This window comes from Nocardia neocaledoniensis (assembly GCF_003182135.1).
Lineage (GTDB): Bacteria > Actinomycetota > Actinomycetes > Mycobacteriales > Mycobacteriaceae > Nocardia > Nocardia neocaledoniensis.
Genome location: NZ_QGTL01000002.1, coordinates 324,551 through 341,624, shown reverse-complemented (window position 1 = coordinate 341,624; position 17,074 = coordinate 324,551). Strand labels below are relative to the sequence as shown.

The following is a 17,074-nucleotide window of genomic DNA, read 5'->3' as shown; positions in this document are numbered from 1 at the left end:
CATGGGCGGCCTGCTGATCATGCTGTTGCCGGAGATCGTGGGCCTGATGATCACGCCCGGCGCCGTCATCGGCTGTGTGCTGCTGCTGCGCTCGCGCGAGCCGGTGCGCAACGCCTCGATGCTCGGCACCGGATTCCTGGTCGTCTACTTCCTCGTCGCGCTGGCCGCCGTGCTGGGCGGCGCGTCCGATCCGGCCGCCACCTCGGCGCGGTCCTCCGCGTTCGCCGGACTCGTCGTCGGCCTGCTGTTCCTCGCGGGTGGCTGCTGGCTGCTCTACCGCAAGCCGCGGAAGACCGCCGAACGGCCCCGGCTGCTCGCGGAACTCGAATCGGCCGGGCCGCGCAAGGCCTTCGCGCTCGGGGTCGTCCTCGGCGTTCTCAATCCGAATCTGTTCATCATGCTCGCGGGGATGAGCGCCATCTCCAGCTCCGCCGTCAGCGTCCGCGCGGCGCTCGTGGCCACCGTGGTGTTGCTGCTCGCGGCGGTCGCCGACTTCATCATTCCGATCGGGGTCTTCGCCCTCCTCGGCGAGCGCGCCGAACGCGGCCTCGCCGCGCTGGAGACGTGGATGCTCGCGCACAGCCGGGCGCTGACCTTGGCGGTGCTGTTCGGTTTCGGGGCCCTGTTCGCCGTCCGCGGCGTGCTCGACCTCGCCGGCTGACGCCTCGATCTCATCCAGAAGGTGTGAGGCGGGCCCGGGTCCGCGTTCCTACCGTCGTGGCATGGGCTCGGTACTCGGGGATCTGCTTCCGCTCGCGGTCGGTATCGCGCTGTCACCGATTCCGATCGTCGCGGCGATTCTGATGATCCTGTCGCGGAACGCGGGCGGGGCGGCGAAGGGCTTCGCGGCGGGGTGGGTCCTCGGCATCCTGGTGGTCGTCGCGGTCGTCACGCTGGTCTCCGGCTCGTTGAGCGACGGGACCGAGCAGGAGCCCGGCGCGGCGGTCTCCTGGATCAAGATCGTGCTCGGCGCGGGTTTGATCGTGCTGGCGGTGCGGCAGTGGCAGGCGCGCGCCGACACCGCGGTGCCCGCCTGGATGCAGGCCATCGATTCGATGACCACGGCGAAGGCGACCGGGCTCGGCGCGCTGCTGTCCGGGGTGAATCCGAAGAATCTGCTGCTCGGCTTGTCGGCGGGCCTCGTGATCGGCGGCGCGGGTCTCGGCACCGGCGCCACGATCACCGCGATCGTGGTCTTCACGGTTCTCGCCTCGTCCACCGTGCTCGCGGTCGTGCTCGGCTACCTCGTCGCCGCGGACCGGCTGCGGCCCACCCTGAACTCGCTGCGGGAATGGCTGCAGGCCAACAACCACGCGGTGATGGCGATCGTGCTGGTCGTGATGGGCGCGGTGGTGCTGGGCAAGGGGATCGGCGGACTGTAGGAGGTGCGAGTCGATGGCGGTCCCGATCTTCGAATCCCTGCGCGGCTACCAGCGCGGGTGGATCCGGCCGGATGTGCTGGCGGGCCTGACGGTCTGGGCGGTACTGGTCCCGGAGGGGCTGGCCTATGCCTCGATCGCCGGGGTGCCGCCGGTGGTCGGCCTCTACGCGGCGGTGCCCTCGCTCGTGCTCTACGCGCTGGCGGGCAGCTCGCGGCATCTCATCGTGGCGCCGATGTCGGCCACCGCGGCGCTGTCGGCAGCCATCATCACGCCCCTGGCCGGGGCCGACAGCGGCCGCTACCTAGCGCTGTCGACCGCGTTGGCCATCGCCACCGGCCTGGTCGGTCTGCTGGCCGGGCTGATCCGGCTCGGCTTCATCGCCGCGTTCATCTCCGAACCGGTGCTGAAGGGCTTCATCGTCGGCCTCGCGCTCACCATCGTCATCGGCCAGGTGCCCAAGCTGCTCGGCGTCGACAAACACGAGGGGAACTTCTTCGAGCAGGCGTGGGGTGTGCTCGGCGAGCTGGGTGAGACACACTGGCGCACACTGCTGATCGGCCTGGCGAGCCTGGCCGTGGTGCTCGGCGTGCGGCGCTGGCTGCCGCTGGTGCCCGGTTCCCTGCTCGCGGTGCTGCTCGGCATCCTGGCCGTGTCGCTCTTCGGCCTCGACGACAAGGGCGTCGCCATCGTCGGCCACATCGACGCCGGGCTGCCCGCCCTCGGCCCGCCGTCGGGCGTCGGCTTCCACGACTACCTCGACCTGCTCGGCCCGGCCTGCGGCGTGCTGCTGATCGGCTTCGCCGAAGGTCTCGGCGCCGCGAAAACCTATGCGGCCAAAGCCGGTTACCCCATCGACGCCAACCGGGAGCTGTTCGGGCTCGGTGCCGCCAATCTGGGGTCGGGGCTGAGTTCGGGGATGGTCGTCAACGGCAGCCTCTCCAAGACCGCGGTCAACGGCGGGGCGGGCGCGAAGACACAGCTCAGCGGACTGGTGGTGGCCGCCCTCACGCTGCTCACCCTGCTGTTCCTGACCGGCCTGTTCGAGAAGCTGCCGGAGGCGACGCTGGCCGCGGTGGTGATCGCGGCGGTGATCGAACTCGTCGACGTCTCGGCCCTGCGCCGCCTGTACCGCGTCTGGACCCAGCTGCTCGGCAGCATCTACGGCCGCGCCGCCCGCGCGGACTTCCTCGGCGCGATGGCGGCGCTGCTCGGTGTGCTGCTGTTCGACACCCTGCCCGGCCTGCTCATCGGCATCGGCGTGGCGATCCTGCTGCTGGTCTACCGCGCCTCCCAACCGCATGTCGCGGCGCTGGCCAAGAGTGGATCGCTGTGGGTCGACCAGGTCCGCCATCCCGACGTGGCCGCACGGCCCGATCTGCTGGTGGTGCGCGTGGAGTCCGGGCTGTTCTTCGCCAACGCCGACTACGTGCGGGAGCGGATCGAGGCGCTGTGCACCGACCAGACCCGGGTCGTCGTCCTCGATGCCGAGACCTCACCGACCCTCGACGTCACCGCCGCCACCGCGCTGCTCGCGCTGCGCAAGGACCTGGCCCAGCGCCGCGTCGACTTCCGGATCGCCCGCACGGTGGCGCAATTCGGGGACGAGCTCGGGTCCGCCGTCCACGGTGACACCCCGATCGGCGTCTACCCGACCGTGGCCGCCGCCACCGCCGATCTGCCCGACCAACCGTGATCGCGTTCGACTCTGGAAAGGAGTGCCCATGAACGGCATCGTCGTCGCGGTGGTCGGCGTCCTGCTCTGCTTCTACGGCATCCGCTCGGTGCACCTGGGGATCATGGCGATCGGCTTCGGCCTCGGCTGGCTGATCGCCGACCTGTTCAACGCCTCGTTCTGGTGGCTGCTGCTGGCCGGCCTGATCGGGGCGCTCTCGGCGTGGGTGGTGACCTCGCTGGTCTTCCGCTTCGCGTCGTATTTCATCGGCGGTCTCACCGGTGCGATGATCGGCACCAAACTGGCGATGGTGCTGCAGCCGGGGGACAAGAACATCGCGCTGAGCATGATCGTGGCGCTCGCCGTGTGCGTGGCGGGCGCGTTCCTGGCGCAGAAGTTTCGGGCCCGCGCCCTGCTGTGGCTCACCTCGATCGGCGGCGCGAGCATGGTGCTCAGCGGACTCGGCCGGATGAGCGATTCGCTGGCCTTCCTGCGCGATCCGGAACCGGGCTGGCAACAGGTGACCTCGACGCTGGCCTGGATCGGCCTGTCGGTGCTCGGCTGGATCACCCAGCGGCACCTGTTCGCCGAGAAGCTCGGCATCGAACGCCTCGTCGTCGACGACGACAAGGTCGACCAGCGCAAACGCAACGGCGGCTGGCCGACCCGCTGATCAGGGGGCCTGCAGCGCGGGAAACCACACGTCGGTCAGGACCGCCGCGGCCTGCTCGGCGGTGACGTCGATCGTGCCCTGCATGGCCCACCGGGTGAAGAACCGCTCGAGCTGGGCGACGAGCAGTTCGATGCGCAGCCTCGCCTCGTCGCGGCGGGCCTCGGGCCAGCGCGCGAGGTAGGCGGGCATGCTGTCGGCCAGGGTCATGATGCCCTCGCGCGCGACCGCGCGGAACTCCGGCTCCACCGCGGTCGCCTCGTCCCAGGCGGGCAGCATGTCCTTGTTGGTGAAGAACCAGTCGATCGCGCGAGACATCCACTCCGCGAACGCTTCCCGGGAACCGGTGGTGAGCACCCGGTCGAGGTCGGCGTAGAACTCCCGCACGCTGATGAGCGTGCCCTCGTTGGCGATCGCCCGCAGCACCTCGCCCTTGCTGGGGAAGTGCAGATAGAAGGTGGCGCGGCTGCAGCCGACGGCGGCGGCGATGTCGTCCACGCGGACATCGGAGTAGCCCTGCGTCTCGAACAGGGTGCGCGCGGTCTCGACGATCCTGGCCTTGGTGAGGCGTTTCTGTTCCTCGCGCAACGATCCGCGGCGGGCGGGTTCGGACGTCATGAGCCCATCCTAGACGATTCGCTCATTCACTAGACATGGTGTCCAGCGAAAGGCTATTCTGTGGGCCACGTCACTCGGCGGGGTCATCGAGGACCCGGGCCGTTCAGGAGTTGTGCATGGAAACACGAGAGCTACCCAAGGTGTGCGTCATCGGCGCGGGACCTTCGGGTATCACCGTCGCCAAAAGGCTTGCCGAGAACGGGATTCCGTTCGACTGTTACGAGGCCTCCGACGAGGTCGGCGGCAACTGGTACTTCAAGAACCCCAACGGGATGTCGGCCTGCTATCAGAGCCTGCACATCGACACCTCGAAGTACCGCCTGCAGTTCGAGGACTACCCGGCGCCCGCGGAGTGGCCGGACTTCCCGCATCACTCCCAGCTGCTGCAGTACTTCAAGGACTACGTCGACCATTTCGGCCTGCGCGACCGGATCCGGTTCAACAGTCTGGTCACGGCGGCCGAACGTGACGACGCCGGGCTGTGGCGGGTGACGACCGCCGCGGGCGACACCGAGACCTACGACGCGCTGATCGTCTGCAACGGCCATCACTGGAACCCCCGATTCCCCGACTACCCGGGCGAATTCGACGGCGTGCTCATGCACAGCCACGCCTACAACGATCCGTTCGACCCGATCGACATGCGCGGCAAGCGCATCGTGGTGGTCGGCATGGGCAACTCCGGGCTCGACATCGCCTCGGAACTCTCGCAGCGGTTCATCGCCGCGAAGCTGTTCGTCTCGGCCCGGCGCGGCGTGTGGGTGCTGCCCAAATACGTCAACGGTCAGGTGGGCGACCGCAGTTCGATGCCGAAGTGGATGCCCGCCAAGCTCGGCCTCAAGCTCAAGCAACGCTTCGTCCGCAAGAACCGCGGCGAGATGCAGAACTACGGCCTGCCCGCGCCCGATCACGAGCCTTTCGAGGCGCATCCCTCGGCCAGCGAGGAATTCCTGCACCGCGCAGGCTGCGGTGACGTGGAGTGCAAGCCCGCGATCACCCGGTTGGGCGGCGACACCGTGCATTTCGCGGACGGCAGCAGCGAGCAGGTCGACGTGATCGTGTGCGCCACCGGCTACCACATCAGCTTCCCGTTCTTCACCGACCCGGACCTGGCGCCGGGCGCCGACAACCGGTTCCCGCTGTTCCAGCTGATGCACAAACCGGGTGTGGACAATCTGTTCTATCTCGGCCTGGCCCAGCCGATGCCGACGCTGGTCAATTTCGCCGAGCAGCAGAGCAAGCTGGTCGCCGCCTACCTGACCGGCCGCTACCATCTGCCGCCGCGCGCCGAGATCGAGCAGGCGCTCGCCGCGCACGAAGCCAAACGCGCGGGGCGCTACTACGATTCGCCCCGGCACACCATCCAGGCCGAATTCGAACCGTACGTGCGGGCCATGACGAAGGAGCTCGCGCGCGGCGCGAAACGCGCGGCCGCCGCGGGCAATGCCCTGCCGGTGCCCGCCCGCGCGACGGCTGGGGTGTCACGATGAGCATCTCCGAGGGTTTCTGCCACGACGATTTCGCGGCCGTGCGCGCCGCGTTCGACGACCACCTCGGCTCCGGTGCCGAACTCGGTGCGGCGCTGTGTGTCACGGTCGACGGCGAACCGGTGCTGGACCTGTGGGGCGGCTACGCCGATCCCGCGCGCGAGACCCCCTGGCGCGCGGACACTCTGGTCAACGTCTTCTCGGTGACCAAGACGATGACGGCGCTGTGCGCGCTGCTGCTGGTCGATCGCGGCGACCTCGACGTCGACCAGCGGGTGGCGCACTACTGGCCCGAATTCGCGGCCAACGGCAAGGACGCCATCGAGGTCAGGCACCTGCTGTCGCACACCTCCGGCGTCTCGGGCTGGGAGAAGCCGATCGAGCTCGCCGACATCTACGACACCGAGGCCGCGGCGGCCCGGCTGGCGACGCAGGCGCCGTGGTGGGAACCGGGCACCGGCTCGGGCTATCACGCCATCAACTACGGCCATCTCATCGGTGAGCTGGTGCGCCGCGTCGACGGCCGCTCCCTCGGCCGCTTCTTCGCCGACGAGCTGGCCGCTCCGCTGGGCGCCGATTTCCACATCGGCACCGGCCCCGAGCACGCCGAGCGCATCGCCACCCTCGTCGCGCCGGAACTCCCCGAATTCGACCTGTCCACACTGGATCAGGACAGCGTGCTGATCAAGACGCTCACCAGTCCCTGGCTGGATGTGGCCGAAACCGCCACGCCCGCTTGGCGCGCGGCGGAGATCGGCGGCACCAACGGGCACGGCAACGCCCGCTCCGTCGCCCGCGTGCAGTCGCTGATCGCCAACGGCGGCACGCTCGACGGCCGGAAGTTCCTCTCGCCGAGCACGATCGAGCTGATCTTCCGCGAGCAGGCCGACGGCATCGACAAGGCCCTGCTCACCCCGCTGCGTTTCGGCATCGGCTACGGGCTGCCCCGGCCGCAGACCTTTCCGCACATCCCCGACGGACACGTCTGCTGGTGGGCAGGCTACGGCGGATCGATGGTGGTCAACGACCTGGATCGCCGAGTCACCTTCGCCTACACCATGAATCGCATGGCGACCGGCCTGATCGGCTCCGATCGCTGCGACAGCTACCTGAAGGCCACCTTCGACGCGGTGCGCCGATGAGCATGCGCGCGATGCAGCTGACCGCACCCGGCACCCTGGAACTGCGGACGGTCCCGATCCCGGAGCTCGGGCCCGACGATCTGCTGCTGCGGGTCGGCGCGGCGGGCATCTGCCACTCCGATTCGTTCGTCCTCGGCCTGCCGTATCCGATGGGGGACCGTCCGCTCACTCTCGGGCACGAGATCGCAGGCACCATCGAGACCGTCGGCACGGCGGTGGCCGACCGGGTGGTCGGCGAGCGCGGCATCGTCTACCTGTGCTGGTCGTGCGGGGTGTGCCGGGAATGCCTCGGCGGCAACGAGAACGTCTGCCTGGCGGCGGGCCGCACCGCCATGCCGCCCTGTCCCGGCCTGGGTCCCGACGGCGGCATGGCCGAATACGTGCGCATTCCCGCCCGCTCGTTCGTGCCCATCGGCGATCTCGACTTCGCCGCGGCCGCGCCGCTGGCCGACGCGGCGCTCACCCCGATGCACGCGATCCGCGGCGCCATGGACCAGCTCCGGCCCGGCGGCACCGCCGTGGCCATCGGCATCGGCGGGCTCGGGCACGTCGCCGTTCAGCTGCTGAAGGCGCTCACCGAGGCCACGGTGCTCGCCGTCGACGTGGACCCGGACAAGCTCGCCCTGGCCACGGCCTGCGGCGCCGACCACACGCTGCTCGCGGGGGAGGGCGCCGCCGCCGCGATCCTGGACCGCACCGACGGTCGCGGCGCCGAGGCCGTCTTCGACTTCGTCGGCTCCGACGCGACCGCGAGACTCGCCGTCGAGACCGTCGCCCCCAACGGCGCCTACCGCATGGTCGGGCTCGCGGGCGGCGTACCCGGCATCGACTCCGGCCCGGCGGGCGGGCCGGGACTGCCGTGGGGCGCCACCGTGCGCAAGTCCTACGGCGGCACCAGAACCGACCTCATCGACGTGGTGGCGCTGGCCGCCACGGGTGCCGTGCGCGCCGAGATCGAACGCTTCGACCTCGCCGACGCCCGCACCGCCTTCGACCGACTCGACTCCGGCACGATCCGTGGCCGCGCCGTCCTCATCCCCTGATGGAGCAGAACATGACCGACCCGCAGGAATTCGTCGCCCAGGTCGCCGCCGGGCTCACCGCGCCCGGCGCGCCGTTCGAACTGACCGTCGAACCCGTTCTCGGCGTGCCGATTCCGGTGCTGGCCCGCAGGCAGCGCAGTCTGCGTGAACTGCTCGAGCACTCGCTGGGCTGGGGCGAGCGCGACTACCTGGTGACCGAGGACCGGCGCATCTCCTTCGCCGAGCACGCCGCGGCCGCGGGCGCGCTGGCCACCGCGCTGGCCGAGCGCTACGGCGTCGGCAAGGGTGACCGCGTCGGCATCTTCGCCGCCAACGGCCCCGACTGGGTGATCACCTTCTGGGCCGCGCAGTGCCTCGGCGCGATCCCGGTGGGCTACAACGCCTGGTGGGCGCCCCCGGAGATCGCCTACGGCCTCGACCACACCACCCCCACCGTCGTCGTGGCCGACGCGAAGCGGGCCGCCGTGCTGGCCGAAGCGGGCACCCAGACCCCGGTGCTGACCATGGACACCGACCTGCCCGCGCTGATCGCCGAACACGGCGGCGGCGCGATTCCGAACACCTCGGTGGCCGAGGACGACCCGGCCGTGATCCTCTACACCAGCGGCACCAGCGGCAGGCCCAAGGGCGTGGTGCACTCCCAGCGGAACATGGTGGCGATCAGCGACTATCACCGCTTCACCGACGCCATGCTGGCCGCGTTCACAGGCCAGGCGCCCAGCGACGCGCCCAGCGATCGCCGGTATCTGGTCACCGCGCCGCTGTTCCACATCGCCAGCCTGCACAACCTCGTCATCCCGCGGCTGCGCACCGGCGCGGCCGCGGTCTTCCCACACGGGGCGTTCGAGGTGGGCCGGGTGCTCGACCTCGTGGAACGCGAGCGGGTCACCAACTGGGCCGCCGTGCCGACCATGGCCACCCGTCTGCTGGAACACGATGTCGCCCAGCACGATCTGTCCTCGCTGTCCGCGCTCTCGCTCAACTCCGCGCCCACCTCGCCGGCCCTGCTGGCCGCGCTGCGCGCGAAGATGCCGTCGGCGCAGCTGTCGCTGACCACCAGCTACGGACTCACCGAGAGCGGCACGGCGGCCACCGTCGCCACTCCGCTCGACCTCGCCGTCGACGACGCGTCGGTGGGCAGGCCGATCTTCGGCGTCGAGGTCCAGATCCGCGACGCCGACGGCAATCCGGTCGCCGACGGCGAGGAAGGCGAGATCTGTATCCGCAGCGCGTACGTGATGCTGGGCTACTGGAACGACGAGACCGCCACCAAGGCCGCCATCGACGACGAACGCTGGTTGCGCTCCGGCGATTTCGGCACCCTGCGCGACGGGCGACTCACGGTGTCGGGCAGGCGCACCGACCTGATCCTGCGCGGCGGCGAGAACGTCTATCCCACCGAGATCGAGAACGTGCTCAGCGAGCATCCCGCCGTCAGCGAGTGTGCCGTGTTCGGCGTCGCCCATCCCGACCTCGGCCAGGAAGTGGCGGCCGTCGTCGTCGCCGAACCCGGCGCGGTCGAGGCCGAGGAACTGCGCGCCTACCTCGCCGAGCGGCTCGCCTACTTCAAGGTGCCCGCCCGCTGGCGGATCACTTCGGACATGCTGCCGCGCAACGCGACAGGTAAAGTCACGCGACGCGAGCTCGCGCTGTAAAAGGGGTCACGACAATGTTCGACAGCATCATCAAAGGCGGCCGGTGGTTCGACGGCACCGGCGCCCCGTCCGCGATTCGCCACCTCGGCATCAAGGATGGCAAGATCGCCGCGATCTCCGAGACCCCACTCGATGAAACCGGTTGCGGCCGTGTGGTCGACGCCGAGGGCAAATGGGTCCTGCCCGGCATGATCGACATCCACACCCACTACGACGTGGAGGTGCTGCTCGACCCCGCCCTGTCGGAATCGGTGCGCCACGGCGTCACCACCGTGTTCGTCGGCTCGTGCTCGCTGTCGACGGTGCACGTCGACGGCGAGACCGCGGGTGACCTGTTCGGCCGCGTCGAGGCCATTCCGCGCGAATACGTGGTGAGCGGGGTCGACACGAAGAAGACCTGGTCCGGCGCCGCCGAATACGCCGACGCGCTCGCGGAACTGCCGCTCGGCCCCAACATCGCCGGCTTCATCGGTCATTCGGATATCAGGGCCGCTGTCATGGGCCTGGACCGCGCCACGCGCAACGAGGTGACTCCCACCGCCGCGGAGCTGGCCGAGATGGAACGCATGCTCACCGAGGCGCTCGACGCGGGCTTCGTCGGGATGTCCTCGCAGCAGCTGATGTTCGACAAGCTCGACGGCGAGGTCTGCCGCTCCCGCACCCTGCCCTCCACCTACGCCAAGCGCAAGGAACGCGGCCGCCTCAACGGCATTCTGCGCGCTCGCGGTCGCGCGCTGCAGGGCGGACCCGACATCGGCAGCCCCACCAGCCTGGTGTCGATGGCGCTGTCGAGCACCGGCGTGTTCCGCAAGCCGCTCAAGGTGAGCCTGCTGTCGGCGGCCGACGTCAAGGCGGTGCCAGGCGCGGCCAAGATGTTCCCGGCGGTCGGCCGGATCATGAACGCCCTGCGCGGCGACTTCCGCTGGCAGCACCTGCCCGTGCCGTTCGAGGTGTACTCCGACGGCATCGCGCTGCCGGTGTTCGAGGAATTCGGTTCCGGCGCAGCGGCTCTGCATCTGTCGAACCAGATCGAGGAGCAGCGGCACCTGCTGCAGGACGAGGAGTACCGGCGCTCCTTCCGCAAGGACTACGACAGCAAGTTCGGTCCGCGCGCCTGGCACCGTGACTTCTTCGACGCCGACATCGTCGCCTGCCCCGACGAATCGGTGCTCGGCAAGACCTTCGGTCAGGTCGGCCTCGACCGCGGCGGCCTGCACCCGGTGGACGCCTTCCTCGACCTGGTGGTCGAGCACGGCGACAAGCTGCGCTGGCGCACGACCATCTCCAATCACCGCCCCGATGTCGCCGATGTCCTCACCGCCGACCCGTCGGTCCAGCTCGGCTTCTCCGACGCGGGTGCGCACCTGCGCAACATGGCCTTCTACAACTTCGGCCTGCGGCTGCTGCGCCGGGTGCACGAGGCCCAGCGCACCGAGCGGCCGTTCATGACGGTCGAACACGCGGTGCACCGGGTCACCGGCGAGCTCGCCGACTGGTACGGGCTCGACGCGGGTCATCTGCGGGTCGGCGACCGCGCCGACGCCGTGGTGATCGACCCGGCCCACCTGGACGACTCGCTCGACGCCTACGCCGAAGCCCCGATCGAGGTGTTCGGCAATCTCTCGCGCATGGTCAACCGCAACGACGACACGGTGACGGCCGTGTTCGTCAACGGCCGCTACGTCTTCGGCGCCGGCCAGGCCGATCCCGCGCTCGGCACCGAACGGGTCGGCACCTTCCTGCGCGCGAGCTAGACCGGGGTCGCCGCTGATCGCCTGGCTGTCATCTGCGACAGTCAGGCGACCGGTCGTGTTCGGCGCAAGCCGACCCGCATGCCCGCACGTCAGCGAGAGGATTCGCCATGTCGGACCCGAAACGGATCACCTGGGGCAAGCCGCGCAGGCCCAGCGACGCCGACCGTGACGCCCTGCGCGCCGACCTGCTCGCCAAGGCCCGCGCGGTGCGCGCCGACGGCTGGGCCGCGCACCGCGAGGCGTGGTCGGAAGGGCAGGTCGCGGTCGTCGCCTACCTGCTCGACGACGTCGACGTGCTCACCGAACTCGGCGAGAACGCGGGCACGGTGTTGAGCCGCTACGCCGCCGACCTGTACGGCTTCGTCGGCGGCCGCAAGGACAACGAGAAGGGCCTGCCCGACACGCAGGCCTGGTTCGCCGGCGTCCGCAAGGAACTCGGCGTGGCCTAGACCGGCGTGGTGGGGCGCAGCACGCACTCGGTGCGGGTGTAGATGGTGGGCATGCATTCGTTGCAGTGCGTACACAGCGAGGGGGTCGCCGCGCCGGGCGCCCAGCGCCGGATCAGGTCGGGCTCGCGCAGCAGCGCGCGGCCCATGGCGACAAAATCGAATCCGTCGTCGATCGCCTGCTGCGCGGTGGTGAGGTCGGTGATGCCGCCGAGCAGGATCAGCGGCAGCGTCAGCTCCTGCCGGAACCGGCGCGCCTTGTCGGCGAGATAGGCGGGGCGGTAAGGGTATTCGCGCAGGAAGCCCTTGCCGACCAGCCGGAATCCCCAGCGCGCGGGCAGAGGCAGCACCTTCGCGAAGTTCTTGCGCGGTGCGTCACCGCGGAAGATCGCCATCGGGTTCAGCAACGAACTGCCCGCGGTGAGTTCGAGCGCGTCGAGCGCGCCGTCGTCCTGCAACCACTGCGCCACCTGCAGCGACTCCTCGATCGAGAAGCCGCCGCGCACACCGTCTTCCATCGTGAGCTTGGCGGTCACCGCCATCGAGTCGCCGACCGCGTCGCGCACGGCCTTGACGACCTCCCTGGCCAGGCGGGCGCGATTCACCAGCGAGCCGCCGTACTCGTCCTTGCGCCGGTTCAGCATCGGGCTCAGGAACGCGCTCGCCAGATAGTTGTGGCCCAGATGCACCTCGACCGCGTCGAATCCGGCGGTCCGCGCCAGCCGGGCCGCGCCCGCGTGCGCCGCGACCACCTCGGCGATGCCGAGCGCGTCGGGCACCTTCGTGAAGCGCATGCCGAGCGGGTTGAACATCCGGCTCGGCGCCAGCGCCGGCGCCTGATTGGACTTCGCGTTGGCGACCGGACCCGCGTGCCCCAACTGCGCGCTGATCGCGGCGCCCTCCCCGTGCACGGCCTCGGTCAGCCGCCGCAGGCCGGGCAGCGCCTCCTCGCGCATCCAGATCTGATGCCGGTCGGTGCGCCCGCCCGGCGCGACCGCGCAGTAGGCGACGGTGGTCATGCCCACCCCGCCCGCCGCGACCTCCCGGTGGAACTCCACCAGATCGTCGGTCACCAGGGCGTCCGGTGTGCGTCCCTCGAAGGTGGCGGCCTTGATCACCCGGTTGCGCAGGGTGAGGGGGCCGAGCCGGGCGGGTGCGAGCACGTCACTCATGCCGGAAAGTGAAACACGTTACAGTTCGTGAAAGCAATGGGTCTTCCCACCGAGCGGTCACATGCGCGCGAGCGCGTAATCCGCCGCCTGCAGCGTCATCCCGTTCGCCGCGTACAGCACGTGCAGCCCGTTCGGCGGGCCCGCCGGGGAGCCGTCGCAGATGGTGTCGCCCGCGACGCACAGCTCCAGGGTCTTGTCGACGTAGGCCGGACCGACGCGGACCGGCGGCGCGCCGACATCGGCCATCCACCGATCCGAGGGGCCACCGAACAGCACGACGGCCGCCACGTGCTCGGCGATCTCGGGCGCCAGCGGGGTCGGCAGGTACTTCGCGTCGGCCTCGGTGACACCGTCCGGGGTGTCGGCGATGGTGGCGAACCCGGCGAGGGCGGCGCCCTGGGAGTAGCCGCCGAGCACGATCTTCGTGTTCGGGCACGCCGCGACGACAGCGGCCAGGCGCCGGTGCGCGTCGCGGATGCCGTCGAGCACGGTGCCGGCGAAGACCCGGGTGTCGGTGAAGTCGCTGCTGGCCGGGTAGTCGACCGGGTGCGCCGCGACACTGCGGCCCCCGGCCTTGGCGCGCAGCGCCTCGGTCAGCGACTGGCCGGTGAAGCCGAGGCCGGGCGGCTCGGCGGTGCCGCGGGCGAAGACGACCTCGATATCGGAACAGGGCGCCGCGGTGGCGGTCTGCTGCGGCAGACCCCACGGGGCGATCGTGGCCACGGCCGCCGCCGCGAGCACGTGGACGAATGTGCGACAGGTCATAGTGCGAAAGCCTATAACGGGAGGTCAGGCGGTCCCGTCACCAGCGGTCGGGGGTGACCGGCGCGTCCCAGGCCTTGGCGAAGCGGGTCTTGTCCTTGATGTCGACCTCCTTGCGCCGGTACACGATGTACGGCCTGGTCAGATAGCCGATCGGCGCGCTGAACATGTGCACCAGGCGGGTGTAGGGCCAGGCCGCCACCAGCGCGAGCACCACCAGGCCGTGCAGCTGGAAGGTCCACGGCACGCCGACCATCAGCCCGGGTTCCGGGTCGATGGTGAACAGGCTGCGGAACCACGGGGAGACCGTCGTGCGGTAGTTGTAGGTGCCCCACAGCAGGTTGGCGCCCCAGGTGTTGAGCAGGCCGGTGACCAGGGCCAGCGTCAGCAACGTATACATCAGCACGTCGTTGCGGCTGGTGGCCTTGCGCACCGCGGGCACCACGAGCCGCCGGTAGCACAGGATGCCCACCCCGGCCACGACCATCAGACCCGCGACCGACCCCGCGCCGACCGCGACCAGGTGATAGGTGTGCTCGGAGATGCCGACCGCGCTGGTCCACGACTCGGGAATCAGCAGGCCCATCACGTGCCCGCCGAACACCCCGAGCATCCCGAAGTGGAACAGCGGACTGCCCAGCTGCAGCAGCTTGGACTCGTAGATCTGCGAGGACCTGGTGGTCCACCCGAACTGGTCGAACCGGTAGCGCCACACGTGGCCGAGCACGAAGGAGGTCGCGGCGATGTAGGGCAGGATCAGCCAGAGGCCCTCGGGGAGGGGGATGGTGGCGTTCATCGTCGACCTTCCGTGGCGTCGAACAGGGCGGGGTCCATGGCGAAGGGCTCGAGCCCGACTTCTTCCTCGGGCGGGCCCTGCGCGGCGAGCTCGGCGATGCGGCGCCGGTCGGCGGTGGTCACCGGCGGCAGCGTGGTCAGCACCGCGGCCAGCACGCCGCTGTAGGGAGAGTCGTTGTCGCCCAGCGACAGTCGCAGCAGTTCCAGGACAGGAACGTGCTCGCCGAGCAGTCGCTCCCCGCCGACCGGGTCGACGGTGGCGGCGAATTCGAGCAGCACCGGCAGGTGGTCGGGCAGTTCCTCGTCGCCCAGTTCCACGCCCGCCTGGCGGTAGGCGTGCTTGAACCGCAGCAGCGCCATCCCGCGCTTGCGGGTGTCACCGTAGGCGTAGAAGGTCAGGTGCAGGCTGGCGCGGCGGCGCATGTCGAAAGTCTCGACATAGCGCTGGGCGACCTCGATCGAGGAGGTGTCGCGCAGGTAGGCGAGCACGGCGTCGAAGTGTGCGCGCACGTCCTCGGGCAGTTGCCGTGCGGCGGCGGTCATCCGGTCGAGCAGCGCCAGCGTGGATTCGCCGGGGTAGTCCAGCAGCAGCGCCGCCAGCCGCCATACGACCCGGCGGTCGTGTTCGGCCATGGCCAGCACGGGTTGGGGACGTTTGCGGATCGAGAGCAGGCTCATCGGTGTTCCCCTCGCGCGCGGACATCCGGTTCCTCGTCGCGGGTGCGCCGGTAGGCCGCGAGGAGCGCGTCGACCGCGCGGCGTTCAGAGCGGTCGTGGTGGCAGGCCGCCGGGCCGATCGGCGGGGTCGCGGTCACGGCGCGATCCCGCTGACGGTGGCGTCGGTGGCGGCGGCGCCGTTGCCGTTGCCGTTGTGGCCGTTGCCGTTTCCGCTCGGCACCAGCCCGTTGGTGGACCGCCCGTCCCAGTTGAGCAGGTTGATCCGGCCCGACTTCTCCTCCGGCGCGGCCTGATTGGTGTCGGCCAGCGAGAACTTCTCCACCACCTGGTCGAAGGCGGTCATGCCGGGGCCGCCGTCGGTGTCGAGCGAGCAACCGGTGGCCAGCGAATCCAGCTCGTGCGCACGGGAAGTCGCGCCGGACGGGATCACGTAGCGATGCTCGTACTTGGCGATGGCGAGCAGCCGGTACATGGCCTCGATCTCCTCGGGCTCGAGCCCGATCGAGGGCGCGATGCCGGGCTCGGGTTCCTCGCCGAGGTTGACCGAGCGCATGAACGCCCGCATCCCGGCCAGGCGCTGCAGCGAGGCGCGCACCGGCCCGATCTCCCCGGCGGTGAACAGCTCAGCCAGGTACTCGATCGGAATGCGCAGCGCGTCGATGGCGCCGAACAGGTTGCCCGCGTCCTCACCGTCGTGGCCGGTCTCGCTGAGCACGTCCACCACCGGCGACAGCGGCGGCACGTACCAGACCATCGGCATGGTGCGGTATTCCGGATGCAGCGGCAGCGCCAGCTGGTAGTCCACGATCAGCTTGTACACCGGCGAATCCTGCGCGGCCTGAATCCATTCCGGTGAGATGCCGGCCTTCTCTGCCTCGGCGATCACCCGCGGGTCGTGCGGGTTCAGGAACACGCCGAGCTGCGAGGGGTAGAGGTCCTTGTCGTCGGTCACCGAGGCCGCCTCGAGCACCGCGTCGGCGTCGTAGAGCATCACGCCGATGTAGCGCAGCCGCCCCACACAGGTCTCCGAGCACACCGTCGGGATGCCGACCTCCACGCGCGGGTAGCAGAAGGTGCACTTCTCCGCCTTGCCCGTCTTGTGGTTGAAGTAGATCTTCTTGTACGGGCAGCCGGTGATGCACTGCCGCCAGCCGCGGCACTTGTCCTGGTCGACCAGGACGATGCCGTCCTCCTCGCGCTTGTAGATCGCGCCCGAGGGGCACGACGCGGCGCACGACGGGTTCAGGCAGTGCTCGCAGATGCGCGGCAGGTAGAACATGAAGGTCTCTTCGAACTCCAGTTTCACCTTGTCCTCGAGCTTGCCGAGCAAGGGGTCCTTGCCGACCGCTTCGGGACCGGAGCCCAGGTCGTCGTCCCAGTTGGCGCCCCAGGTGACCTTGGTGTCCTCGCCGGTGATCAGCGATTTCGGCCGCGCGACCGGGGTGGTGTCGGTGGGCGGGGAGGCCAGCAGGTTGTCGTAGTCGTAGCTCCACGGCTCGTAGTAGTCCTCGACCGTGGGCAGGTCCGGGTTGGCGAAGATGTTCATCAGGCGCTTGAACCGCGAGCCCGACTTCAGCGACAGCTTGCCGCGCTTGTTCAGCGTCCAGCCGCCCTTCCACTTCTCCTGATCCTGGTACTGACGCGGATAACCCTGTCCGGGGCGGGTTTCCACATTGTTGAACCAGACGTACTCGGTGCCGCCGCGGTTGGTCCAGGCCTGCTTGCAGGTCACCGAGCAGGTGTGACAGCCGATGCACTTGTCCAGGTTCATGACCATGGCGAGCTGAGCCATTACGCG

At 69.8% G+C, this 17,074-nt stretch carries 17 protein-coding genes; 10 read left to right on the top strand and 7 right to left on the bottom strand.

The window, feature by feature from the left end:
* The first annotated feature begins 1 nt into the window (after window position 1).
* The 4 genes from DFR69_RS05860 (at window position 2) to DFR69_RS05845 (ending at window position 3,727) form a co-directional block, all read left to right on the top strand.
* A complete protein-coding gene (locus DFR69_RS05860) occupies window positions 2-661 on the top strand; it encodes a GAP family protein (protein WP_110036406.1) in 660 nt (219 codons plus the stop codon).
* Between the two features lie 61 nt (window positions 662-722).
* Window positions 723-1,382, top strand: a complete 660-nt coding sequence (locus DFR69_RS05855; RefSeq protein WP_110036405.1) for a GAP family protein — start codon at window positions 723-725, stop codon at window positions 1,380-1,382.
* Window positions 1,383-1,395: 13 nt separating this feature from the next.
* A complete protein-coding gene (locus DFR69_RS05850; RefSeq protein WP_110036404.1) occupies window positions 1,396-3,075 on the top strand; it encodes a SulP family inorganic anion transporter in 1,680 nt (559 codons plus the stop codon).
* A 28-nt stretch (window positions 3,076-3,103) separates the two neighbouring features.
* Window positions 3,104-3,727 carry a DUF4203 domain-containing protein gene (locus DFR69_RS05845; RefSeq protein WP_110036403.1) on the top strand — a complete coding sequence of 208 codons (624 nt, stop codon included), beginning with the start codon at window positions 3,104-3,106 and terminating at the stop codon, window positions 3,725-3,727.
* Here the strand turns inward: DFR69_RS05845 and DFR69_RS05840 are convergent, their stop codons facing one another.
* Window positions 3,728-4,342: a TetR/AcrR family transcriptional regulator gene (locus DFR69_RS05840; RefSeq protein WP_110036402.1), complete on the bottom strand. Its 615-nt coding sequence runs from the start codon at window positions 4,340-4,342 to the stop codon at window positions 3,728-3,730.
* Window positions 4,343-4,458: 116 nt separating this feature from the next.
* Between DFR69_RS05840 and DFR69_RS05835 the strand changes: the two genes are divergently transcribed.
* From DFR69_RS05835 to DFR69_RS05810, 6 genes are all read left to right on the top strand, one after another.
* Window positions 4,459-5,832 (top strand): flavin-containing monooxygenase, encoded by a 1,374-nt coding sequence (locus tag DFR69_RS05835; RefSeq protein ID WP_110036401.1) that lies wholly within the window; start codon window positions 4,459-4,461, stop codon window positions 5,830-5,832.
* Window positions 5,829-6,971 (top strand): serine hydrolase domain-containing protein, encoded by a 1,143-nt coding sequence (locus DFR69_RS05830; RefSeq protein ID WP_110036400.1) that lies wholly within the window; start codon window positions 5,829-5,831, stop codon window positions 6,969-6,971. The genes DFR69_RS05835 and DFR69_RS05830 overlap by 4 nt, the downstream gene beginning before the upstream one ends.
* Window positions 6,972-6,973: 2 nt before the next feature.
* Window positions 6,974-8,014, top strand: a complete 1,041-nt coding sequence (locus DFR69_RS05825) for an alcohol dehydrogenase catalytic domain-containing protein (RefSeq protein ID WP_110036399.1) — start codon at window positions 6,974-6,976, stop codon at window positions 8,012-8,014.
* 11 nt (window positions 8,015-8,025) lie between these two features.
* On the top strand, window positions 8,026-9,669 hold the full coding sequence (gene casG, locus DFR69_RS05820; RefSeq protein ID WP_110036841.1) for a steroid-24-oyl-CoA synthetase: 1,644 nt from the start codon (window positions 8,026-8,028) through the stop codon (window positions 9,667-9,669).
* 14 nt (window positions 9,670-9,683) lie between these two features.
* Complete coding sequence (locus tag DFR69_RS05815; RefSeq protein ID WP_110036398.1) at window positions 9,684-11,423, top strand: N-acyl-D-amino-acid deacylase family protein; 1,740 nt, start codon at window positions 9,684-9,686, stop codon at window positions 11,421-11,423.
* A gap of 107 nt (window positions 11,424-11,530) precedes the next feature.
* Window positions 11,531-11,872 carry a hypothetical protein gene (locus DFR69_RS05810; protein WP_110036397.1) on the top strand — a complete coding sequence of 114 codons (342 nt, stop codon included), beginning with the start codon at window positions 11,531-11,533 and terminating at the stop codon, window positions 11,870-11,872.
* On the opposite strand, the gene DFR69_RS05805 is transcribed toward DFR69_RS05810, so the two are convergent.
* Genes DFR69_RS05805 through narH form a run of 6 tightly spaced genes read right to left on the bottom strand, consistent with a single transcriptional unit; the run spans window position 11,869 to window position 17,068 of the window.
* On the bottom strand, window positions 11,869-13,041 hold the full coding sequence (locus DFR69_RS05805; RefSeq protein ID WP_110036396.1) for an NADH:flavin oxidoreductase: 1,173 nt from the start codon (window positions 13,039-13,041) through the stop codon (window positions 11,869-11,871). The two genes, DFR69_RS05810 and DFR69_RS05805, sit on opposite strands and share 4 nt — an antisense overlap.
* A gap of 57 nt (window positions 13,042-13,098) precedes the next feature.
* A complete protein-coding gene (locus DFR69_RS05800; protein WP_167456165.1) occupies window positions 13,099-13,806 on the bottom strand; it encodes a cutinase family protein in 708 nt (235 codons plus the stop codon).
* Between the two features lie 37 nt (window positions 13,807-13,843).
* Window positions 13,844-14,599 (bottom strand): respiratory nitrate reductase subunit gamma, encoded by a 756-nt coding sequence (narI, locus tag DFR69_RS05795; protein ID WP_110036395.1) that lies wholly within the window; start codon window positions 14,597-14,599, stop codon window positions 13,844-13,846.
* Window positions 14,596-15,276, bottom strand: a complete 681-nt coding sequence (narJ, locus tag DFR69_RS05790; protein WP_110036394.1) for a nitrate reductase molybdenum cofactor assembly chaperone — start codon at window positions 15,274-15,276, stop codon at window positions 14,596-14,598. Before narJ ends, narI begins: the two co-directional genes overlap by 4 nt.
* Window positions 15,273-15,413 (bottom strand): hypothetical protein, encoded by a 141-nt coding sequence (locus DFR69_RS34345; protein WP_167456164.1) that lies wholly within the window; start codon window positions 15,411-15,413, stop codon window positions 15,273-15,275. The genes narJ and DFR69_RS34345 overlap by 4 nt, the downstream gene beginning before the upstream one ends.
* Window positions 15,410-17,068, bottom strand: a complete 1,659-nt coding sequence (gene narH, locus DFR69_RS05785) for a nitrate reductase subunit beta (protein ID WP_110036393.1) — start codon at window positions 17,066-17,068, stop codon at window positions 15,410-15,412. The genes DFR69_RS34345 and narH overlap by 4 nt, the downstream gene beginning before the upstream one ends.
* Window positions 17,069-17,074 lie beyond the last annotated feature (6 nt).